This window comes from Paraliobacillus sp. X-1268 (assembly GCF_003426095.1).
Classification (GTDB): Bacteria; Bacillota; Bacilli; order Bacillales; family Amphibacillaceae; genus Paraliobacillus_A; species Paraliobacillus_A zengyii.
Genome location: NZ_QJSK01000001.1, coordinates 295,897 through 318,337, shown reverse-complemented (window position 1 = coordinate 318,337; position 22,441 = coordinate 295,897). Strand labels below are relative to the sequence as shown.

Below are 22,441 nucleotides of genomic sequence, written 5' to 3'. Positions count from 1 at the left end.
GAAAAATGGATTATAAGCAGGCTGATAAAGAAACGATGAAAGACATTTTAGAGAATACAAAGACAATTGCAGTAGTTGGATTATCAGACAACCCAGAGAGAACATCATATCAGGTATCAAAGGCCATGCAAGCAAATGGCTATCGTATTATTCCGGTTAATCCAACTATTGAAGAATCACTAGGTGAAAAAGCTTATCCTTCTTTAGCTGATGTACCTGAACCATTTGATGTTATTAATGTATTTAGAAGATCTATATTTTTAAAAGATGTAGCAGATCAAGCGGTAAAAACAGATGCAAAAGTTTTCTGGGCACAGCAAGGTGTCTTCGATCAAGCCGCTTATGAAGACTTATCAAGTAAAGGTTTTACAGTTATTATGGATATGTGTATAAAAGTTGCGCATGCCATCACAATTGGTAAATAATATGAAAAAAATCTCTGTTTCGGCAGAGATTTTTTTCTGCTTTTTGATAAAAAAATCAATTGATTTTAAAAAAAACTAGATTTACATTATATAATCAATGCTATACTAGGAGAAATAAGCTTTACATAAACAAACGTCTGTTCTAAGATAATAGATGTATTATTCATTTGTGTTAGTGTATATGTTATAAACAAATTAGTTAGGAATGTAAGAGAAAGGGGCTTAATAAAAGTGAGTAAACAAACAACCTCTTATTCAGATGATTCGATTCAAGTATTAGAGGGACTAGAAGCTGTTCGAAAACGCCCAGGGATGTATATTGGTAGTACGGATGCAAGAGGGTTACACCACCTTGTATTTGAAATAGTAGACAATGCTGTAGATGAGGCATTAGCTGGTTTCGGTAACAAAATAATGGTTACGATACATAAGGATAATAGCATTTCTGTATTGGATGAAGGTCGTGGAATGCCGACGGGAACACATCGAAGTGGACGACCAACACCAGAAGTTATATTAACAGTCCTACATGCAGGTGGTAAGTTTGGTCAAGGTGGTTATAAAACATCTGGAGGATTGCACGGTGTAGGTGCATCGGTGGTTAATGCTTTATCAGAACGTTTAACTGTTACCATTTATCGTGATGGGCAAACATATAAACAAGAATTTAATAATGGCGGTATACCCACAAAGCCTTTACAAAACCAAGGGAAGACGAAAAAAACGGGAACATTAATTCACTTTAAACCTGATAAATCTATTTTTTCATCGACAACATATCAACAGGAAATGTTGGCAGAACGATTAAGAGAATCAGCCTTTTTGTTAAAAGGTTTGGAAATAGTTCTTCATGATGAGCGAAGTGAAAAAATTGAATCTTACTGCTATCCAGATGGATTAAAATCATTTGTAGAATATCTAAATGAAGAAAAAGATGTTTTACATCCGGTTGTATCATTCGAAGGTGAGAACCAAGATATGGAAGTAGATTTTGCTTTTCAATTCAATGATGGTTACGCTGAAAGTATGCTCTCATTTGTTAATAACGTAAGAACAAAAGATGGTGGAACACACGAATCAGGTGCTAGATCAGGTGTTACACGCGTATTTAATGAATATGCAAGAAAGACAAACTTGCTAAAAGAAAAAGATAAAAATTTAGAAGGAAACGATATAAGAGAAGGCTTTACAGCGATAATTTCGGTTCGGATCCAAGAAGCCAAATTACAATTTGAAGGACAAACAAAAGGCAAACTAGGAACATCAGAAGCTAGATCTGCAGTAGATGCAGTTGTATCTGAGAATATTTCTTATTTTATGGAGGAAAACCCTGATATAGCGCTAATGTTACTTAAAAAAGCTGTCCGAGCAAAAGAGGCTCGCGAAGCAGCGCGCAAAGCTAGGGAAGATGCACGTAGTGGTAAGAAAAAGAAACGAAGAGATTCATTACTAAGCGGTAAGTTAACACCAGCACAATCTAAAAATGCAGAAAAGAATGAACTGTATCTCGTAGAGGGTGATTCAGCTGGTGGATCCGCTAAACAAGGAAGAGACCGAAGATTCCAAGCTGTTCTGCCTCTTCGTGGAAAAGTAATTAATACTGAAAAAGCAAAACTTGCAGACGTACTGAAAAATGAAGAAATTTCAACCATTATTCATACAATAGGTGCTGGTGTAGGTGGCGATTTTAATATAGATGATGTACAGTACAATAAAATTGTAATCATGACCGATGCAGATACAGATGGTGCACATATTCAAGTATTACTACTTACATTCTTTTATCGATATATGCGACCTTTAATCGAATCTGGAAAAGTATTTATAGCATTGCCACCGCTATATAAAGTTTCTAAAGGTAAAGGTAAGAAAGAAGTGGTTCATTATGCTTGGAACGAAGATGAAATGAAAAAAGTAATAAAAGAGTTGAAAACCGGTTATTTACTACAACGCTATAAAGGTTTAGGTGAGATGAATGCAGATCAACTATGGGAAACGACAATGCGTCCAGACACAAGAACGCTAATTCGTGTAACAATTGATGACTTAGCACGTGCAGAACGTCGTGTAACCACGTTAATGGGTGATAAAGTCGCACCTAGACGTAAATGGATTGAAACCAATGTTGCATTCGGTTTAGAAGAAGATTCAAATATAATGGATAATGAAAATATTCATTCCTAGTAGGGGGTAAGCTTTTTGGCTTCAACAGAGAAATTTCTTGATTTACCATTAGAAGATGTGATTGGAGACCGTTTTGGTCGATATAGTAAATATATTATTCAAGATCGTGCATTACCAGATGCACGAGATGGTTTAAAACCAGTTCAACGACGAATTTTGTTTGCTATGCATGAAGAGAAGAATACGTTTGATAAAGCTTTCCGGAAAGCGGCAAAAACAGTCGGTAACGTAATTGGTAATTATCATCCACATGGCGATAGTTCCGTTTATGAAGCAATGGTTAGATTAAGTCAAACTTGGAAGGTTAGAAACGTATTAGTAGAAATGCATGGTAACAACGGTAGTGTCGATGGTGATCCACCAGCCGCTATGCGTTATACCGAAGCAAGACTATCAAGTATTAGTTCTGAGTTATTACGTGATATAGATAAAGAAACCGTGGATTATATTCCGAACTTTGATGATACAATTGATGAACCTGTTGTATTACCAGCACGGTTTCCTAACCTATTAGTCAATGGTTCTACTGGGATATCAGCTGGTTATGCAACAGATATGCCACCACATAATCTAGATGAAGTAATTGATGCAGTTATTAAGAAAATTGAAAATCCAAACATTACAATAGAGCAAATAATGAAAATTATGAAAGGACCTGACTTTCCCACAGGTGGTATTATTCAAGGGGTAGAAGGTCTAAAATCTGCATATGAAACAGGTAAAGGTAAGATCATGGTTAGAGGTAGAGCAAAAGTTGAACCTTTACGTGGAAATAGAGAGCAAATCGTTATAGATGAGATACCTTATGAGGTAAACAAAGCAGTACTCGTAAAACGAATGGATGAATTACGACTTGATCGAAAAGTAGAAGGTATAGCAGAAGTTCGTGATGAGACAGACCGAACGGGGCTTCGAATCGTAATTGAACTGAAGAAAGATGCTGATAGCGAAGGAATTTTACATTTTTTATATAAGAGTACTGATTTACAAATTACGTATCATCTTAATATGGTTGCAATAAAAGATAAAACGCCAATGTTATTAAGTCTTACAGAATTACTTGACGCGTATATTGCGCATCAAAAAGAGGTTGTAACTAGACAATCCACATATGATTTAAGAAAAGCAAAAGAACGGGCACATATTGTAGAAGGTTTAATTAAAGCCATCTCCATTCTCGATGAATTAATTACTACGATTCGAGCTTCAAATGACAAACAAGATGCTAAAAGACGGATTCAGGATGCATACGGCTTTTCTAATGAGCAAGCAGAAGCAATTGTAAACTTACAATTATATCGTTTAACAAACACTGATATCACGTCTTTAGAAGAAGAAGCTGCAGTATTGCGTGCTAAAATTGAAGAACTAGAAGCAATTTTAGGAGATGAAAAGAAATTATTTTCTGTTATTAAAAATGATTTAAAACAAATTAAAAAGAAATATGCAACACCACGCATGACAAAGATTGAAAATAAGATTGAAGAGTTAAAGATTAATTTAGAAGTAATGGTTGCAAGTGAAGATGTATTAGTTTCCGTTACAAGAGACGGTTATTTAAAACGAACAAGCTTACGTTCCTATGCTGCTTCAAATGGGAAAGACTTGGCAATTAAAGATGAAGATCACTTGGTAGGTCTATTAGAGGTGAACACAACAGATACTGTCTTACTTTTCACTAATAAAGGAAGGTATATTTATGCGCCAGTTCACAAACTACCAGATATAAGATGGAAAGACCTTGGCCAACATATCTCAAATGTCGCAGCTATTGATAAAGGTGAAAATATAATAAGAGTCATACCAATTAGACAGTTTACTGAAGAAAGTTATTTAGTTTTCTTCACCAAAAACGGCATGATTAAACGTAGTGAATTGAGTTTATATGAGGCACAACGTTATTCAAAAGCCTTGGTAGCAATTAATTTAAAAGGTGATGACGAAGTGGTTAATGTTGCATTAACCACGGGAAATGACGAGGTATTTATTGCTACTGATCGTGGACTTGGATTATGGTACCCTGAATCAGAGGTAACGCCAGTCGGACAAAGAGCTGCAGGAGTAAAAGCTATCCAGCTTAAACAGGAGGAAAAAGTAGTCAATGGCGTTGTACTTGGTCAATCTAAGACAGGCATTAATTTAGTAGTAATTACCCAAAGAGGTGCTGCAAAACGAATGACTTTAAATGATTTTGAGTTGTCGTCGCGCGCTAAACGCGGTCAAAGTATGTTACGCGAATTAAAGAAAAAGCCGCACCGCATCGTAGGATTTGTTTGTACGACCAAAGAAGATTCTGTACAATTCATGACCAATTCTGGTGTGAAACATCCATTATATCCAATGGAATTAAGTACAAGTGACCGATATAGCAATGGTTCATTTGTAATTGACACGGATATAGAAGGTGAAATTGTTGACGTGTGGAAACAAGCCAATTATGTTAAAGTGTTTGAAGCAGACGATTCAACTGATTAATCAGATATGATTTAAAGTTAGAAGCGAATTTAATCTATTTTTCAGAAGCAAAACAACGTGAAATAACTGTTGTTTTGCTTTTTTATACTTATTAGGCAATTTAGTTTTTATTCAAGATAAGAAATGGTATGATTTTAACAGTTAGTATAGAGATAAAGGGGTTTTAAAAATGGAGAAACGATTATTTCGGGATGCAATGGGGAAATTTGCTACTGGTATTACAGTAGTATCAACAAATTACCAAAATGAAGTAAAAGGGATAACGGTTAATTCTTTCATGTCATTATCATTAGATCCAACATTAATAGCAATTTCTATTGATAAAACGGCATCAATGTATGACATTTTACAAGAGGCAAATACATTCGGTATTAGTGTTTTAAGTGAAAATCAAAAGGAAGAATCAATGATTTATGCAAATCAAAAAGAAGTAGACCAACCAGTTAAATTTACAGATCTAGCAGGAACTCCTGTTTTAAATAACGCATTAGTTCAACTATCTTGTGAAAAAGAATCAGCTGTTGAAGCTGGTGACCACATGATTTTCATCGCAAAAGTAAATGATCTAAAAATATCTGATGGGAATCCTTTATTGTATTTTAGTGGAAGCTATCAACAATTAGATAAGTAATACGAAGGAAAATAAATTTATGAGAAAATACTACGCAGATATTATTCAGTTTAGAGGTGACCACGAAACATTTGGCTATGAACAAGGTAAATGGCTTCTTGGGTCACCCCTTTTTAAAATATACCAACAACAACATACTCCAACAAAAAGACCACGTTTTGTCGTTAATACAGAAGAAGCAACGGACTGGTTAGCTGCTTTATTTCCTGCATTATTGAATGAATTAAAAGGGATATCCGCAGCAATTGGTTTTACAATAGAGCAAACAATAGAATTTTTTAGTGGTTATCAGCAAGAATGGAAACGATCAGGGTGTTCTATTTTAACAGGTCCCGACTTTTTAATTCGAAATTACGATTTTCATCCTAAAACATATGAAGGTCGTTTTGCTATCTATCAACCTCCTTCAGCAAAAGGATATGCAACGATTGGCGCGTCGCAACGTATAGTCGGTCGAGCCGATGGAATGAATGAAGTGGGTCTTACTGTTGGCTATAATTTTGTGAATCGTAGAAATCCTGGGAATGGTTTTATTCCAACAATTATTACAAGAATGTTATTGGAACAATGTGCTACTAACGAAGAAGCAATTTCTTTAATTAAAAAGGTTCCACATCGCCATTCCTTTAACTATGTAATAGCTGATAAATTAGGAAATTCACATGTTATAGAAGCTACTGCTCAAGCTATTCGTGTGAAGGAAAGCAAAATTAGTACGAATCATTTCGATATGTTACCAGAAGCAAATCGTTATCATTTGGCAGATTCAAGACGAAGATATGCAATACTTAAGAAACAACCTGTTTATTCAATTAGAAAAGAGCAAGCATTTCAGTTATTTAATAATATCGAAGAACAGATTTTTTCTAAAAAATACAGTCAATCAGCTGGTACATTACACACATCACTTTATGATCAGAAGAATTTGGACGTTTATCTTGCTTTAGGTAATAACCGAAAGCCCACACCATTTTCATTTAAAAACTGGTTAGATGGTGAAAATACAACCATAAAAAAAGTTATAGGCGTAATCGATACGGATGAAAAAATGCCTTATATGGATGGTTTATAATCAATATAACCAATGTATAGTATCTTAACACCTTCGTATACTTACTATATGATATGGAGGTGTTATTATATTGCAAAAAGATATACAACAAATGAATGAATCAGACATAACTAACGAAGAGCAAGAAGGTATGAAAGAAACAGCAGAACAATTAAGAGATCAATTTATGGTTGGAACGATTGATCAAGTTAAATGGTGAAGAAAGATGCTTGACGAAGACCAAATCAAATAAGATTTGGTCTTTATTTCGCTCTCTATTAACAAATAGATCAAATTAGCCTATATATAAAAACGCTAGCTGTTCGTTCAGCTAGCGTTTTCCTAATCTATTTGGAATGGATAATACAATATCTTTTGATAGAGCATCGAAACCTCTACCAATTGTTCTTGAAACATGGCTATCTGAACCTATTACAAAAGGAATGGATAGTTGATTAGCTTTTGTTATAACCGATTGATTTGGATAAATACGCATACAATGTTCTTTATAAAGACCTGCTGTATTCAAATCAAGTTGATATTCTTTTTCCTTGATTAAATATAATAGCTCGTCCGTTTGATAATCAAAAGAAGTTGTTGTAGGAAATAACTTCACAAATTTTTCAATTAAGGTTAGGTGCCCGATTCGTGTTGGTTTATATCTTCCCATGTCTTGTGTAATAGCTTGTTTTACGGTTTGATAATATTTTTTGTAAATTGCTTCAACTGAACCGAACAATCCAATAATACGAGCAAATTCTTCAACACTATAGTCGAGACAGACATATTTACCATTTGGGGCTTTTAACATATGGACAGATAGAATTGCGTCATCTATAAATGTGCCATATCGATTTAAGAATTTTTCTGTTTCTTCCTGATATCCTTCGATAAAATCAACTTCAAAGCCAATATAAATCGTGATTTTTTCTTGATATTTTAGTTTTAAACGATTTCCTTCTTTAAGATAACTTTTAACATCGTCAAGCTTCATCGCACTATCATTTGCCGGTGTTGGATCGGTAAAGTTAACCGGAAGTGGTGCATGTTCAGTAAAAGATATGTAATCGAGATCTTGCTCTATTGCTTTTAAAACATATTCCTCCATTAGATCCGAAGAACCATGGGGACAAAAGTTTGTATGTACATGAAAATCTCCGGTAACTTGCATTTGTCATTCCTCCCTTTCTTAATTCTATCTTAAATAGTATAGTTAAAAAAGAAAAGTTTTTTATTGACGAGAATAGGAACCACGTGATAGTGTATAAATAATTAGACACTTTACTTAAGTAAAGTGGTAACGCAATAAAGAAAATAGGATGTGTCTTATATGTTTTTACCAGCTGGAAGCCAAGATGAAATCGGAAAAAAGTTAGATAATCGATCAAAAGCGTATGAAATATTTCGAGATGTTGTAACGTCTCGAAATTATAAAGCAATTTCTACACCAGTTGTGGAATATGCAAATACGTTTACCAACGAACATGTTGGGATGAAGTTACATGCCATGTTGAAATGGTTTAATCGCGAAGGTGAAATAGAAGTACTCCGCGCTGATTGGACCACAGCAATCGCTCGAGCGCTAATCAATCAACATCCGAAACAATTAAAATGGTCGTATCAAGGATCAGTGTTCCGTAATGATAAAGATGGGATAGAAAGCAGACAAGCGGGTATTGAAATTATACGTACAACACCATTTCTAGGTGAGAGTGAAAGTTTATTTACTGCTGTTACTTATTTAAATGCATTAGAGATAAAGGATTATTTAATTGAACTAGGCCATACTGGCATATTTGATGAATTAACAACTCCCTTAGAATTAAACAAAGCAGAGGAAGATCAATTACGACAGGCAATGCATGATAAACGAAGAGATGTAGTCTATCAAATTGCAACAGATAAAGGACATCCAGTTATAGCTAATCAACTTACACAAGTGATTGAAGCATATGGTACGATTAATGAAATAGAGAAATATGAAACGATCTGGGCAAGTAACCCACGACTAGTAAAAATACTACATCATTTGAAGCAACTAGCTACAGTTCTCAAGGGACTAGGTATTGATGAAGTATTAGTAGATTTAGGCCGCGTTAAAAACTTACCGTATTACAGTGGTACGATGTTTAGAGGTTATTTAAAAGAGAATGGTGCTACATGTTTTTCTGGTGGTCGTTATGATAAGCTTTATGAACAATTTAATGAAAAAATTTCTGCAGTTGGTCTAGCATTTGATGTTGATGTGCTAGCAGACCAATTAAACAATGTAACGGAAAGAGAAAGCATCTGTATCATAGCATCAGAAGAATCACATGTATTTGCAGAGCGCTTACGAGCATCTTACTCAAATTACATTGTAGATATTCAATATACATTAATGGATGAACATGACTATGATAAAATTATAAGAATTATCACGGACAATAATAATGAATTTAGGGTGATAGAAGAATGAAACCATGTATTGCATTAACTAAAGGTCGATTAGAAGAGCAATTTCTCGCATTTTTTAAATCGCTAGATTATAATATTGAACCACTTGTTAATAAAGGCCGAAAATTGCGTGTGGAAACAGATGAATTTCAATTTATTTTTGCTAAAGGACCTGATGTAACAACATATGTGGAACACGGAATTGCTGATTTAGGCATTGTTGGTGGTGATATTTTAGCAGAATTTCAACCAGATGTTTTTGATTTATTACCATTACCATTTGGACAGTGTAGAATGGCAGTTGCTACGGAAAAAGGCAAAGTTTGGCCAGATCACAAGAAAAAAATCGCAAGTAAATATACTGGGATTACAAAAGAATATTTTCGTAATAAAGGTGAATCTGTAGAAATCATTAAATTAGAAGGTTCTGTTGAATTAGCTCCAATTTTAGGGTTGGCAGATGGAATTGTTGATATAGTAGAAACTGGAACGACATTAAAGGAAAATGGCTTAGTTGTTCAAGAAGAATTCTTTTCATTCAGTGCACGTTGCATTGCAAACCGCTCTTCATTAAAAATTAAAAGAGAGGCACTTGCTCCAATTATTCAAGCCTTCAAGCAAAAGGAGGAATTGGTATGATACCTATCTATCAGTCAACCAAATTTGAGTCGGAATTTTTATCAAAAAAAGAAGAAAACGCAACAGATGAAAAAGTTTATCAAGTTGCGAAAGAAGTTATTGCAGAAATACGAGCAAATGGTGATGACGCTCTCAAAAAATATGTTGAAAAATTTGATCGTTCCGTACCAGAGCAGTGGGAAGTTACAAACGAGGAACGTGAAAATGCATGGAATAAAGTAGATCAAAAGACAATTGATGCACTTACAAGGGCAGCAGAAAATATTAGGGGCTTTCATTCGAAACAACTTCAATCCTCCAAATTTATGCAAGTAGATGGTGATATAATGTCTGGTCAATTATATCGAGCTATTGAACGAGTTGGTATTTATGTACCAGGTGGAACAGCGTGTTATCCGTCATCTGTACTAATGAATGCTATCCCGGCTGTGTTGGCAGGTGTAGAACAAGTTATCATGGTGACTCCTGCACGTGATGGGGAAGAAATCGCACCAATTTTATCTGTTGCGGCTGATATTGTAGGTGTCGATCGAATCTTTAAAATTGGTGGTATTCAAGCAATTGCTGCTTTGACATACGGAACGGAATCAATACCTACTGTAGATAAAATTGTCGGACCAGGTAACGCTTATGTAGCTGCTGCAAAATCACTCGTATATGGTGATGTAGGGATTGACATGATTGCTGGACCATCAGAGGTTGCGATTATTGCAGATGATACAGCAAATCCAGTTTATATCGCAGCTGATCTTATCGCACAATCAGAACATGATACTAATGCTCGATCATTTTTGTTCACAACGTCTAAAAATTTGTTAGAAGAGACAAACATAGAAGTGGAAAAACAATGTGCCGTTTTACCAAGAAAAGATATCGCATCTGCTTCTTTAAAAGAAAAAAGTGGATTAGTATTAGTTGATAATTTAGATCAAGCATTTCAATTATCGAATCGTTTAGCACCAGAGCATCTAGAAATCCAATTAGATAATCCACTTGAATATTTAGGCAAAATAAAAAATGCAGGTTCTGTATTTTTAGGTCATTATACACCTGAATCCCTTGGTGATTATTATGCTGGTCCAAATCATGTGCTTCCAACTTCAGGGACTGCAAGGTTCTCTTCTGGCTTATCTGTTGATGATTTTATCAAGAAAACAACATTCCTCTACTATTCAGAAAACGCATTAAAACAAGCATCAGAAGACGTGATGACGATTGCCAAAGAAGAATTTCTTGATGGTCATGCGAGAGCAGTTGAAAAAAGATTAAAGAAAAACTAGAAAAGGTCGGGATGCACAATGCGAACAGCTAGTAAACAACGAAAAACAAATGAAACAGTAATTGAAGTAGCTTGTAATTTAGATAATAGTCAAGAAGTAACTATATCTACTGGTGTTGGTTTCTTTGATCATATGCTAGAATTATTTGCCCGTCACGGTCGAATTGGACTTACTGTTAAAGCAAACGGTGATTTACATATTGACAGTCATCATACTGTTGAAGATGTCGGTATTGTACTAGGACAAGTGATTAAAGAGGCTTTAGGCGATAAGAAACAAATTAATCGATATGGTACAGCCTATGTGCCAATGGATGAAACACTCGGTTTTGTTTCGCTTGATATAAGTGGTAGGCCTTTTCTAGTCTTAGATGCGACATTTGAAAATCAAAAGCTAGGTAATTTTGATACGGAATTGGTGAGAGAATTCCTTCAAGCATTTGCATTTCAAGCAGGCATTACACTTCATGCGCGTATTTTATATGGGATAAATACGCATCACAAAGTAGAAGCACTATTTAAAGCACTCGGTAGAGCTTTAGCAGAAGCAATTCGAATTAATCCAGAAATCCTTGGCGTTAATTCTACAAAGGGGCTAATAGAATGATAGCTATAGTAGATTATGGGATGGGTAATATCGCGAGTGTTAAAACAGCATTGCACAATCTTGGTTATGATGTGATCGTTACGGATAATCCTACAGAGTTAGCTAAAAGTTCGCATATTATCCTACCTGGTGTTGGCTCCTTTCAAGCTGCTGTAGAAGAAATAGAGAAACGTAATCTAAAAGAAATACTGCAAACATTAGCAGAAAATAAGCCATTTCTTGGTATTTGTTTAGGTATGCAACTGTTATTTACAGAGGGATTAGAAGGCGGAAATACAAAGGGATTAGATTTAATTCCAGGTACAATAGAAAGAATAGACACGCCATACCTTTTACCTCATATCGGTTGGAACGCATTAGACATAATAAATGATCAACCTAATTTTCAATCTTTTCAAGATCAGCATGTTTACTTTGTTCATAGCTTTGCAGCAAAAACAGACAAACAATATATTGTTGCAACAGCAGAATATGGTCCAGATGTGACAGCAATTGTTAAGAGCGGTCTTACTTATGGGATTCAATTTCATCCAGAAAAAAGTGGAGAAGTTGGCGTGGCAATTTTAAAAGCATTTTTACAGGAGGTATCCCAATGAAAATATTACCAGCAATTGATTTAATAGATGGCAAGTGTGTTAGATTATACCAAGGTGACTTCAGTAAAACGACCGAAGTTGGATCTGATCCAATTACACAATTAAAAACGTTTATTACTAACGGTGCTGAGATTGTTCACATTGTTGATTTAGATGGAGCGCGTGATGGAGAAAAAGCGCGTCAATATCAATTAATAAGTGAATTATGTAAATTATCAACGATACCAATTCAAATAGGTGGCGGTATTAGAAGCATGGAAGCAATTGAAAAATTGATTGCTGCGGGAGCAGATCGATTAGTACTTGGTACAGCGGCAATTGAAGATCCGGATTTCTTAAAAGCTGCCTTAGCTAAATATGCTGAACATATCGTTGTTGGAATTGACGCGAAAGATGATAAAGTAGCGATTCATGGCTGGGAAACTGTATCAGAAATCGATTATCTTACATTTGCTAAACAAATGGAACAGTTAGGTGTCCAAACGATTGTTTTTACTGATATTTCAAAAGATGGCACTATGACAGGACCTAATGTAAGAGCACTAGAAAAGTTACTCGCACATGTTTCCTGTAAGATCGTTGCATCAGGTGGTATAAGTAATAATCAAGACATCGAAGCTTTGGCCGCAATTGGCATAGAAGAAGCAATAGTTGGTAAGGCAATTTATCAAGGTACGGTTACGTTGAAAGGGGAAACGTCCGCATGATTGTAAAACGCATTATACCCTGTCTAGATGTCAAAGAAGGTAAAGTTGTGAAAGGTACAAATTTTGTATCCTTACGTGAATTAGGAGACCCAGTAGCAATGGCTGCTAGTTATTCCAAAGCGGGCGCTGATGAGATTATATTCCTTGATATTTCAGCAACGAACGAAGGGCGTGATACAATGGTTGACATTGTGCGTCAAACAGCGCGAAATGTCTTTGTACCATTTACCGTTGGTGGTGGTGTGAGAACCATTGATGATGTTACCCGTTTATTAAAAGCAGGCGCTGATAAAGTTGGTATCAATTCAGCTGCAGTTAACAATCCTAATCTGATAACAACTGCTGGTGCTCGTTTTGGTGCGCAATGTATTGTCGTAGCAATTGACGCAAAGCTATTTGACGATGGATGGCATGTAATGACACACGGAGGAAGTAAAGATAGTGGTTTGGATGCAGTTGAATGGGCAAAAGAAGTGGAAAAACGTGGCGCTGGTGAAATATTGCTGACAAGTGTTGATACAGATGGTGTGAAGAACGGATTTGATTTGAAGCTGACAAAAGCAATTGTTGATGTTGTTCGTATCCCCGTTATTGCATCAGGTGGCGTTGGTCATCCAGATCATTTCCCAGAAGTATTCAAAGAAACAGATGTGTCGGCAGGTTTAGCTGCATCAATTTTTCATGAAAATACCTTTTCAATAGAAGAAGTGAAAGCTAGTTGTCAAGAAAAAGGAGTGCATATACGTGAAGCCTGACTTCTCTAAAGGATTAATTCCAGCTGTTATTACAGATAATCAAACAAAAGATGTGTTAATGCTCGCATTTATGAATGAAGAATCGTATCAAAAAACTTTGGAAACGAAAGAAACGTGGTTTTACTCTCGATCAAGACAATCATTATGGCACAAAGGGGCAACCTCTGGTAATACACAAACTGTTATTTCTATTAAACTTGATTGTGATCAAGACACACTCTTAATAGATGTTGTGCCAAATGGTCCAGCATGTCACACGGGGGAACGGACTTGTTTCTTTAACTCTATCTTTGAAGCTGAAAAAACAAATAAAAAACTAGTAGAGCCGTCTATTATTGATAAAGTAATGGCCGAAGTAGAAGAACGGAAAGAAACTCGCGTTGCTAACTCATACACGAACTATTTATTTGATAAAGGTATTGATAAAATAGCTAAAAAAGTAATTGAAGAAGCAGGAGAAGTGGTAATTGCAGCAAAAAATAGTGATAAAGAAGAAATTATTTTAGAAGTTAGTGATTTGTTGTACCACACCTTTGTTTTAATGAGTGATCAATCTGTTTCATTGGATGAAGTTAAAGAAGAATTAGAAAACCGTTTTTTCAAAAAAGGCAATAATAAAGGAGATCGTCCCGAAATTGAGAAGTGGTAAACACTTTTCAGTTTCTTTTTTTATATATAAGAAACGCATAATAAACTAAATTAAAGTAAAGATAGTAAAGACTATAACTGCAAAATCTTTTACTTTTTAATATGTATATGCTACGATTTCGTAGTAATATTATTCCGACAAAATAACTGGGGGTTAACAGCATGAGGAAATTAGTAACAGGAATAGTTATAATGAGTTTTATACTAGTATTAGCAGCATGTGGCACAAATGAAGAAGACACGTCAGATACTGATAATACTTCTACATCAGATGAGTCAGCAAGTCTATATGATGAAGTAATGGACAAGGGTGTTCTTACAGTAGGAACAGAGGGCACATACGCACCATTTACTTTTCATGATAACGATGGTGAATTAACGGGCTACGACGTTGAAGTCATTAGAGAAGTAGCTGAAAGAATGGGTGTTGAAGTAGAGTTCATGGAAACACAATGGGATTCTATGTTTGCTGGTTTGAATTCAGAACGTTTTGATTTAATTGCTAACCAAGTTGGTATTAATGAGGATCGCTTAGAGAGTTATGATTTTTCAAATCCTTATACGTATTCATCAGCTGTTGTTGTTGCACCAACAGATTCGGAGGATATAAATTCTTTTGAAGATTTAGAAGGATTAAGTTCAGCACAGTCGCTAACAAGTAACTTCGGTGAGATAGCTAAAGAAAATGGTGCTGAGATTGTAAGTGTGGAAGGTCTCGCACAATCAATTGAGTTATTGAAGACAGGACGTGCGGATGTTACAGTCAATGATAAACTTGCTGTTCTTGATTATTTAAATCAAGAAGGCGATGAAAGTGTTCAAATTGTTGCGGAAGAAGATAATGTTTCTGAAACGGCATTTGCGTTAAACCAAGGTAATGAGGAATTAGTTGAAGCGATTAATGAGCAATTAGAAGCGATGAGAGAAGACGGTACTTTAGCGGAGATTTCTGAAAGCTGGTTTGGTGAAGATGTTTCCTCTCAGTAATACATTGTTTACTATCACTGCAGATCTAGAAGGATGGGAGTTATTTCTAAACTCCCTTCTTCCTATGATTTTAGGTGCAATTAAATATACAATACCGCTTACGCTTATCTCGTTTTCAATAGGGTTGATATTAGCATTACTAACAGCAATTATGCGTCTATCTAAGTCATTTATTGTACGCACACCAGCAGTTATATATGTTTCTGCAATCAGAGGAACGCCTTTACTTGTGCAATTATTTATAATCTTTTATGGGTTACCGAGTTTGAACTTAACAATTGATCCATATCCAAGTGCAATTATTGCATTTAGTTTAAACGTAGGTGCTTATGCATCAGAAATTATTCGTGCTTCTATTTTATCTATTTCAAAAGGGCAATGGGAAGCAGGTTACACCATAGGTATGACACAAAACACTGTGTTGAAACGGATTATTCTACCGCAAGCAACAAGGGTTTCCGTTCCTCCATTATCAAATACCTTTATTAGTTTAGTAAAAGATACATCACTTGCTTCACTAATACTTGTTACGGAACTTTTTCGAAGAGCGCAAGAAATCGCCGCAGTGACATATGATTTTATGTTGATCTATATTGAAGCTGCTATTCTTTATTGGGTAATTTGTTTTCTTTTATCCCTAGTTCAACAAGCAATAGAGAAACGTCTCGAACGTTATACAGCAACATAAAGGGGGGAAAGAAATGTTATTATCGGTTAAAGGTTTAGCTAAAGCGTTTGGTGAACTGGAAGTCTTGAAGGATATTGATGTAGAGATTAACAAGGGGAAGGTTATATCCATAATGGGTCCTTCTGGATCAGGAAAGACAACGATGTTACGTTGTCTAAATGGATTAGAACAACCCAATAGTGGTATCTTCACCTTTGATGATGGATTCACTCTTAATTTTAAGGATAAAATCAGCAACCAAGATGCATTGAAATTAAGACGTAAGTCCGGAATGGTATTCCAATCTTATAATCTTTTTCCACATAAAACAGCATTAGAAAATGTAACTGAGGGACCAATCATTGTTCAGAAGCGAAATAAGAAAGAAGTTAAGGAAATGGCAGAGGGTCTTTTAGAGAAGGTTGGTTTAAAGGAAAAGATGCACCTTTATCCACATCAACTTTCCGGTGGTCAACAACAACGTGTTGGCATAGCAAGAGCACTAGCAATTGAACCAGACTTAATGTTGTTTGATGAACCGACATCTGCACTAGACCCAGAATTAATTGGAGAAGTATTAACGGTTATTCGGGAGCTTGCAAATGAAAATTGGACAATGGCTATTGTAACACATGAAGTACAATTTGCTGAACAAGTTTCGGATGAAGTAATATTTATGGATGATGGCTATATTGTCGAACAAGGACCACCAAAAGAAGTTTTAAGAGCGCCAAAAGAAAAACGCACACAACAATTTTTAAACCGAATACTTAATCCTTCACAATAAGAAGAAGGAAAATGTCCAGAAATGGAGAAGTAATAGAATACTCCTCTAAGTCTGGATTTTTTATTAAACAAGCTATTTTGGTTTTGTAGTGTGTTCTTGTATACTAAAAGAAATTGAGCATGAAAGAAGGAAAACTATGCGATTAAGTGTGTTAGATCAAGTACCAATTTCACAAGACTCATCACCAGAAGAAGCATTAGATAATACAGTTAAGTTAGCAAAAATGACCGAAAATTTAGGCTATACACGATATTGGGTAGCTGAACACCATAACACAAACGGATTAGCAAGCTCTTCACCTGAAATATTGATGACACGTCTTGCTGGTGCGACTAGTTCTATTCGTATTGGTTCTGGTGGCGTTTTATTACCACAATATGCACCATTGAAAGTGGCGGAAAACTTTCGAATGTTAGAAGCTATGTATCCAAATAGAATTGATTTAGGTTTAGGCCGTTCACCAGGAGGTTCAAATGAAACACGATTAGCATTAACCGATCATATTAAAAAAAGTATGAGTTTATTTCCACGTCAATTAGAAGAGTTATACGGTTTTTTGCACGATGATTTACCTAAGAATCATCCATTTCACACTGTTAAAGCAAGTCCAAGAACGAAGACAAATCCGCCAATTTGGGTTCTAGGTTTATCTGAACGAGGAGCAACTAATGCTGCAAACATTGGTGCAGGGTTTACATATGGTCATTTCATTAATCCAACTAAAGGAAAAGAATCGATTGCAACTTATAAAGAAAAATTTAAACCGAATAAAAACTTTGATGAACCACATGTGGCTGTCTGTATCTTTGTGATTTGTTCACAGACAAAGGAAAAGGCAGAAGAGCTTGCCTTATCGCAAGATCTTTGGCTGTTGCGAGTAGAAAAAGGAATTGGAACGCGTGTGCCGTCAGTAGAAGAAGCAAAGAAAAAAGTTTATACAGAATCAGAACAAATGATAATTGATAAAAATAGAAAGAGATGTATCATTGGGACCCCTGAAACAGTTAAGAAACAATTAGAAGATATCCAAGTAAGTTATGGCTGCAATGAATTTATGATTATAACAAATATCTACTCATTTGAAGAAAAGGTGAATTCTTATCGGTTATTAGCCAAAACATTACTTAATTAACAATAAGATCATTATATAATAGATAAGATGAAAAAATTATGAGGAGGTGCAATATGACTAATATTAATAAATTTGGCCTGCTGTCTTTATTAATGGTTATTATCAATTTCATTTTCTTTATTTTTAATAGAGGACCAAATGCAAATATTACGCTTGCTATCAGTATATTTACGTTATTATCTGTTTTAGGTATAATTTTTGCTCTAATGTCTAAGAAGCGAATTGTAACAATTACAGGAATTCTCTTAAATGGATGTATATTTGTGTTTGCTATATTACTATTACTTGCTGTTGGAATAGGGTCACCTTAAGAAGTTGGGGGTAAACATGATTGATTACAGAATAGTTGAAAACGAAATTTATACTGGTAAAATTGGATCACTAGTTTCCATGCTTGAACATACGCGTGCTGTGACAATTGACGAAGTTACGAATCTAACCCAAAAGGAATTAGACTATTTGGTAGATAGTAGTTCGAATTCGATTGGTGCTCTTTTACATCATATTGCTGCGATTGAATTTGTACATCAAGTAATATCATTTGAAGAAAGAGATCTCAATGAAAGCGAATTTATGAAATGGAAGACTTCATTAGAACTTGGGGATAAAGCTAGAAGTGAAAAGAAAAACAAACCCGTTTCATATTACCTTCATGAATTATCAGAGGTTAGAGAAAACACATTAAAACAGCTAAAATCAAAACATGATAGTTGGCTATTTGAAGAACATAAATGGCCGAATGACGTTCCTTATAATAATTATTATCTTTGGTTTTATGTTATGGAAGACGAAATAAATCATCGTGGTCAAATAAGATCTATTAAAAGATTGCTGTTGAATGATAAGTAGAATTGGACTTCAAAAAGGGAATTAATGTAATAATTCCCTTAGATGTTTCAAGATGCATTCTATTTCCAAAACATTAAATTTAGATAGTGCTGTCTAGAAGTCCTTTTTTCTTAATTTGATAGTTTCTTAATAAAAAATAGATGACTTTTTGAAAATATAGAGGTAGAAGGGATATGGTAAGATGACTAATAACTTAAAAGTGCAATTAAAAGCATTAGAGGAAAGTCATTTAAGTCTTGACGTTCGAAAAGATGTTAAAAAGCTAGATGAAATATTAGCTAATGATTTTATCGAAATAGGAAGTTCTGGTTATATGTTGGATAAAGCAGAATGCCTTAAAAATGGCGTCGTATTAGCAGAAATGTCCCTATATAATTATCAAGTTCATAGTTTAGCACCTGACGTTGTCCTAGCTACTTATTTAATACAAGATAATACAAGAAACCGAAATACACTTCGAAGTTCGATATGGAAGTATATAGATGGTAGATGGCAATTATATTTTCATCAAGGAACGATTACGGATCAAAAAACCTCAGATCAAGAATAAATCATTAAATTTAAATTGACTAAAAAAAGTGAAAAAGCTCTAAATTACTCATTAGTTATCATTCATTTCGCTATCATGTACAAATAAGAAATGGTAAGATAGAGATAATGACCTTTAATTGGTTAGGCTTAAATCAATAAGATAATTAAAAGTGAGGGGTTACATGAAAAATAATTTCTTAGACCAATTTTATACAGTTGATCCAGTTACGGGTGATTATATCATTGAGATTTCGATAAAGGATTATGATGAAGTATTTAATACTTGGGACTCCTCTGTTTATAATATCAGAGATCTAGATGCAAGCTTGAAAGCTTTCCTTGAAGAATTTTCGTTTGAGATTGACTCACGAAAAAATGTGAAGTTGAAGTTTGATATGTTAGATGAAAAAAAAGATGTTGAAATGGAAAAAAATATTATAAAAGGTATCCGAAACAATTTCAATTACAAGTATTATTTACTAAATAAACAGACAGTACAAAGTAGGAAAAAATCATTTATCTACATTATTGTTTCTGTTATGTTCACAATAGCATCAAGCTACATACAGTTTTCAGAAGAAAATAAGATTTTCCAAGATCTAGTTTCACTAAATTTAACAGTTGGTGGCTGGATATTTCTATGGGAAGCTTTTTCGATTCTCTTTATGCAAAGTGGTAATTTATCAAAGAGAAAAAAGCACTACAAAAGAATTATAGCTGCTCCAATTATCTTTAGATACCACTAAATATAAATAGAATTAAATTTAAAAAGGGGTGCGCAATTTGAAAGTCTATATTAATTTTTTAGCAGTAATTGTTTTATTATTAATTCCTGTCCAAGTGTTTGCTCACACGCATTTGGAAAGTTCTGATCCAGCTACAGATGAAGTGGTTTCTTCAGACAATCCAATAATTACATTAACATTTGATTCACCAGTCCAAGAACCAAATACAATTTCTGTATCACAGAACAATGAAGAGATAACAATTACAGAAATCAATCATTCTCCTGAAAATGTAATAGAAGCAACATTACCTACTGATCTTGAAGACGGTGAGATCGTACTTTTTTATAGTATAATTGGTGAAGATGGGCATGTAATAGAAGATAGTCTTGTATTTACTTATGAAAAAGCAGACGATAATTCTAGTTCTACGGATGAAACACAATCTTCTGAAGAAGAGAGTATCGAGGCAGAAGAAGATGAAGTAGAAGAAAATAACATAGTGGAAGAGACAGAGCAGGCATCTATAGAAGAAACAGAAATTACTAATGAACAAAATGGATGGCTTTTGCCAGCTATTGCAGTAATTCTAATTGGGATTGCAATAAGTGTTTTTCTGATAAATAGGAAGAAAAAATGATTTATGCGGTAACAAATGGACTTTTATATGTGTGCTTTGCTATTTTGATTGGTGTGCATTTCCTATCCTTATTTCCTAAAGAAATGAGTATGAATATAAAAGTCAAAGATCGTCTTATGTTTGGTATAACACTTGTTATACCTATACTTGCAGTTATTCCTATTATTGATTTAGTAAACACGATTAGTAAATATCGAGACGATTACGGCTTCACCAGTTTTGTGTATGTTATAAAAGAAATAGAGATAGGAAGAGCATGGTTCATTTTGTTGCTCCTTTGTATTTTCCATCTTTTACTATTATTAATTCGAAAAAACGTACTTATATCTTCCGGAATCGGTATATTTCTACTGTTAGGTATAATCTTGACACAAAGTGTTGTTGGTCATGTAGCTAGTATGGCAAGCTATCCTGGTGCTCTAGCACACACGATCCATTTGCTTGCTGTTTGCTTTTGGGCAGGTACATTATTAGTTGTAAGTTGGTTAGCTAATGATGAAACAAATTGGCATGTTTTTATTAATTGGTTTTCCGCTATTGCTTTACTATGTCTTTTACTTGTTACGTTTACTGGCATATTTATGAGTTTCAGCTTAACAACAGGAACAATTGTTTCACCATGGCGTGTTTCATATGGTCAAGCTTTGCTAATCAAGCATTTATTATATGTCGCTTTATTACTGTTTGTTTTTATTAATGCTATACTTGTTCGCAAGAAAGCAAAGAAATCTGATTTTTCACCTAAACGATGGTGGCGAGCTGAAAGTGTGATTATTTTACTTATATTCTCTGTGACAGGCTTTATGAGTGAGCAAGAGCCACCGTTAAATACAGAGAAACTAGCTAATAGTGGTGATATCTCTATTTTATTTCGCATTTTTGCATCAGTTAATATGGGGGATAATGTATTATTTGCTCCTAATCTTATAAGTGTTTTCTTTATACTATTATCTGTTGTTTTTCTACTTTCAACAGTTTTAGTTTTTTGGTTCCATGAGAAAGTAATAAGTACTTTACTAATGAGTGGCCTTTCAGTATTCAGTATGTATGTTGGATTGATGTCCTCAGTTACAGTTCTCTAAATAATGATATACGTTAATAAGGAGGTAAATAGAAATGATTATAGGTTTAAATCATGTGCAAATTACTATACCAAAAAATGCAGAAGAATTAGGCAAGCATTTTTATTGTGATCTATTAGGGTTAAAAGAAAAAGAAAAGCCTGAATCACTAAAAGGCAGAGGTGGATTTTGGTTACAAGTCGGAAACATGGAATTACATGTTGGGACAGAAGATGGTATTGATAGATTAGCTACAAAAGCACATTTAGCATACCAAGTAGAGGATCTTGCACATTGGAGAAACATATTAGAAGAGAACAAAATTGATATCTCAGAATCCATCCCACTTCCTGGTTATGATCGATTTGAATTTCGAGATCCGTTTGGTAACCGGGTAGAGATGATACAAGCAATCTAAACAAAAAATCCCCTGATTTTAAGGAGTGAAATTGTTTGATAACTATACTATTATTATTTATAATCTTGGGTTTAGGTACAATTATTAGAAACTTAAATGAACAAACTAAACAAAACAAAAAGATCATACAAATTCTTGAAGATAAACAAAATCAGAATGAAAATATATAATAGAATAAACGATGAAGAATAAGCAGTTGAGCTATAGCTCA

At 34.5% G+C, this 22,441-nt stretch carries 27 protein-coding genes; 26 read left to right on the top strand and 1 reads right to left on the bottom strand.

The annotated features are described in order from the left end of the window. Positions 1-5: 5 nt before the first annotated feature. From D2K62_RS01680 to D2K62_RS19240, 6 genes are all read left to right on the top strand, one after another. The gene (locus tag D2K62_RS01680) at positions 6-425 is read left to right on the top strand and encodes a CoA-binding protein (protein ID WP_112182711.1); all 420 of its coding nucleotides are present in this window, start codon (positions 6-8) and stop codon (positions 423-425) included. A gap of 231 nt (positions 426-656) precedes the next feature. Continuing rightward, the gene (parE, locus tag D2K62_RS01675) at positions 657-2,609 is read left to right on the top strand and encodes a DNA topoisomerase IV subunit B (protein WP_112181000.1); all 1,953 of its coding nucleotides are present in this window, start codon (positions 657-659) and stop codon (positions 2,607-2,609) included. 15 nt (positions 2,610-2,624) lie between these two features. Beyond that, entirely contained in the window at positions 2,625-5,084 is a 2,460-nt protein-coding gene (parC, locus tag D2K62_RS01670) for a DNA topoisomerase IV subunit A (protein ID WP_117160809.1), read from the top strand. A 169-nt stretch (positions 5,085-5,253) separates the two neighbouring features. Continuing rightward, on the top strand, positions 5,254-5,715 hold the full coding sequence (locus D2K62_RS01665) for a flavin reductase family protein (RefSeq protein WP_117160808.1): 462 nt from the start codon (positions 5,254-5,256) through the stop codon (positions 5,713-5,715). Positions 5,716-5,734: 19 nt separating this feature from the next. Next, positions 5,735-6,787 carry a C45 family autoproteolytic acyltransferase/hydrolase gene (locus tag D2K62_RS01660; protein ID WP_117160807.1) on the top strand — a complete coding sequence of 351 codons (1,053 nt, stop codon included), beginning with the start codon at positions 5,735-5,737 and terminating at the stop codon, positions 6,785-6,787. Between the two features lie 70 nt (positions 6,788-6,857). After that, a complete protein-coding gene (locus D2K62_RS19240) occupies positions 6,858-6,986 on the top strand; it encodes a hypothetical protein (RefSeq protein ID WP_255421347.1) in 129 nt (42 codons plus the stop codon). Positions 6,987-7,097: 111 nt separating this feature from the next. On the opposite strand, the gene hisJ is transcribed toward D2K62_RS19240, so the two are convergent. Then, a complete protein-coding gene (hisJ, locus tag D2K62_RS01655) occupies positions 7,098-7,937 on the bottom strand; it encodes a histidinol-phosphatase HisJ (protein WP_117160806.1) in 840 nt (279 codons plus the stop codon). Positions 7,938-8,096: 159 nt separating this feature from the next. On the opposite strand from hisJ, the gene D2K62_RS01650 reads away from it, so the two are divergent. The 20 genes from D2K62_RS01650 to D2K62_RS19235 all read left to right on the top strand — a co-directional run bounded on the left by D2K62_RS01650 (position 8,097) and on the right by D2K62_RS19235 (position 22,400). Then, positions 8,097-9,224 (top strand): ATP phosphoribosyltransferase regulatory subunit, encoded by a 1,128-nt coding sequence (locus D2K62_RS01650; protein WP_112181005.1) that lies wholly within the window; start codon positions 8,097-8,099, stop codon positions 9,222-9,224. Further along, a complete protein-coding gene (gene hisG, locus D2K62_RS01645) occupies positions 9,221-9,841 on the top strand; it encodes an ATP phosphoribosyltransferase (protein ID WP_112181006.1) in 621 nt (206 codons plus the stop codon). Before D2K62_RS01650 ends, hisG begins: the two co-directional genes overlap by 4 nt. Next, positions 9,838-11,121 carry a histidinol dehydrogenase gene (hisD, locus tag D2K62_RS01640; RefSeq protein WP_117160805.1) on the top strand — a complete coding sequence of 428 codons (1,284 nt, stop codon included), beginning with the start codon at positions 9,838-9,840 and terminating at the stop codon, positions 11,119-11,121. The genes hisG and hisD overlap by 4 nt, the downstream gene beginning before the upstream one ends. A gap of 18 nt (positions 11,122-11,139) precedes the next feature. Then, positions 11,140-11,727 carry an imidazoleglycerol-phosphate dehydratase HisB gene (gene hisB, locus D2K62_RS01635; RefSeq protein ID WP_112181008.1) on the top strand — a complete coding sequence of 196 codons (588 nt, stop codon included), beginning with the start codon at positions 11,140-11,142 and terminating at the stop codon, positions 11,725-11,727. Continuing rightward, positions 11,724-12,323: an imidazole glycerol phosphate synthase subunit HisH gene (hisH, locus tag D2K62_RS01630; RefSeq protein ID WP_112181009.1), complete on the top strand. Its 600-nt coding sequence runs from the start codon at positions 11,724-11,726 to the stop codon at positions 12,321-12,323. The genes hisB and hisH overlap by 4 nt, the downstream gene beginning before the upstream one ends. After that, positions 12,320-13,030: a 1-(5-phosphoribosyl)-5-[(5-phosphoribosylamino)methylideneamino]imidazole-4-carboxamide isomerase gene (gene hisA / locus D2K62_RS01625; protein ID WP_117160804.1), complete on the top strand. Its 711-nt coding sequence runs from the start codon at positions 12,320-12,322 to the stop codon at positions 13,028-13,030. Before hisH ends, hisA begins: the two co-directional genes overlap by 4 nt. Continuing rightward, positions 13,027-13,785 carry an imidazole glycerol phosphate synthase subunit HisF gene (gene hisF, locus D2K62_RS01620; RefSeq protein WP_112181011.1) on the top strand — a complete coding sequence of 253 codons (759 nt, stop codon included), beginning with the start codon at positions 13,027-13,029 and terminating at the stop codon, positions 13,783-13,785. Before hisA ends, hisF begins: the two co-directional genes overlap by 4 nt. Continuing rightward, positions 13,775-14,434: a bifunctional phosphoribosyl-AMP cyclohydrolase/phosphoribosyl-ATP diphosphatase HisIE gene (gene hisIE, locus D2K62_RS01615; RefSeq protein ID WP_112181012.1), complete on the top strand. Its 660-nt coding sequence runs from the start codon at positions 13,775-13,777 to the stop codon at positions 14,432-14,434. The genes hisF and hisIE overlap by 11 nt, the downstream gene beginning before the upstream one ends. Positions 14,435-14,595: 161 nt before the next feature. Beyond that, entirely contained in the window at positions 14,596-15,420 is an 825-nt protein-coding gene (locus D2K62_RS01610; protein ID WP_112181013.1) for an amino acid ABC transporter substrate-binding protein, read from the top strand. After that, positions 15,404-16,108 carry an amino acid ABC transporter permease gene (locus tag D2K62_RS01605; protein ID WP_117160803.1) on the top strand — a complete coding sequence of 235 codons (705 nt, stop codon included), beginning with the start codon at positions 15,404-15,406 and terminating at the stop codon, positions 16,106-16,108. Before D2K62_RS01610 ends, D2K62_RS01605 begins: the two co-directional genes overlap by 17 nt. 13 nt (positions 16,109-16,121) lie before the next feature. Next, a complete protein-coding gene (locus D2K62_RS01600) occupies positions 16,122-16,874 on the top strand; it encodes an amino acid ABC transporter ATP-binding protein (protein WP_117160802.1) in 753 nt (250 codons plus the stop codon). A 136-nt stretch (positions 16,875-17,010) separates the two neighbouring features. Continuing rightward, positions 17,011-18,006 (top strand): LLM class flavin-dependent oxidoreductase, encoded by a 996-nt coding sequence (locus D2K62_RS01595; RefSeq protein ID WP_117160801.1) that lies wholly within the window; start codon positions 17,011-17,013, stop codon positions 18,004-18,006. 53 nt (positions 18,007-18,059) lie between these two features. Next, positions 18,060-18,317, top strand: coding sequence for a hypothetical protein (locus tag D2K62_RS01590; RefSeq protein ID WP_112181017.1), 258 nt, complete (start codon positions 18,060-18,062; stop codon positions 18,315-18,317). A 16-nt stretch (positions 18,318-18,333) separates the two neighbouring features. Continuing rightward, positions 18,334-18,855: a DinB family protein gene (locus tag D2K62_RS01585; protein WP_117160800.1), complete on the top strand. Its 522-nt coding sequence runs from the start codon at positions 18,334-18,336 to the stop codon at positions 18,853-18,855. Between the two features lie 181 nt (positions 18,856-19,036). After that, complete coding sequence (locus tag D2K62_RS01580) at positions 19,037-19,405, top strand: nuclear transport factor 2 family protein (protein ID WP_112181019.1); 369 nt, start codon at positions 19,037-19,039, stop codon at positions 19,403-19,405. Positions 19,406-19,568: 163 nt separating this feature from the next. Further along, complete coding sequence (locus D2K62_RS01575; RefSeq protein ID WP_112181020.1) at positions 19,569-20,132, top strand: hypothetical protein; 564 nt, start codon at positions 19,569-19,571, stop codon at positions 20,130-20,132. Positions 20,133-20,169: 37 nt separating this feature from the next. Next, on the top strand, positions 20,170-20,751 hold the full coding sequence (locus D2K62_RS01570; protein WP_157967830.1) for a copper resistance CopC family protein: 582 nt from the start codon (positions 20,170-20,172) through the stop codon (positions 20,749-20,751). Then, entirely contained in the window at positions 20,748-21,833 is a 1,086-nt protein-coding gene (locus D2K62_RS01565; RefSeq protein WP_112181022.1) for a copper resistance D family protein, read from the top strand. The genes D2K62_RS01570 and D2K62_RS01565 overlap by 4 nt, the downstream gene beginning before the upstream one ends. A gap of 34 nt (positions 21,834-21,867) precedes the next feature. Next, positions 21,868-22,230: a VOC family protein gene (locus tag D2K62_RS01560; RefSeq protein WP_112181023.1), complete on the top strand. Its 363-nt coding sequence runs from the start codon at positions 21,868-21,870 to the stop codon at positions 22,228-22,230. A gap of 35 nt (positions 22,231-22,265) precedes the next feature. After that, entirely contained in the window at positions 22,266-22,400 is a 135-nt protein-coding gene (locus D2K62_RS19235; RefSeq protein WP_255421346.1) for a hypothetical protein, read from the top strand. Positions 22,401-22,441 lie beyond the last annotated feature (41 nt).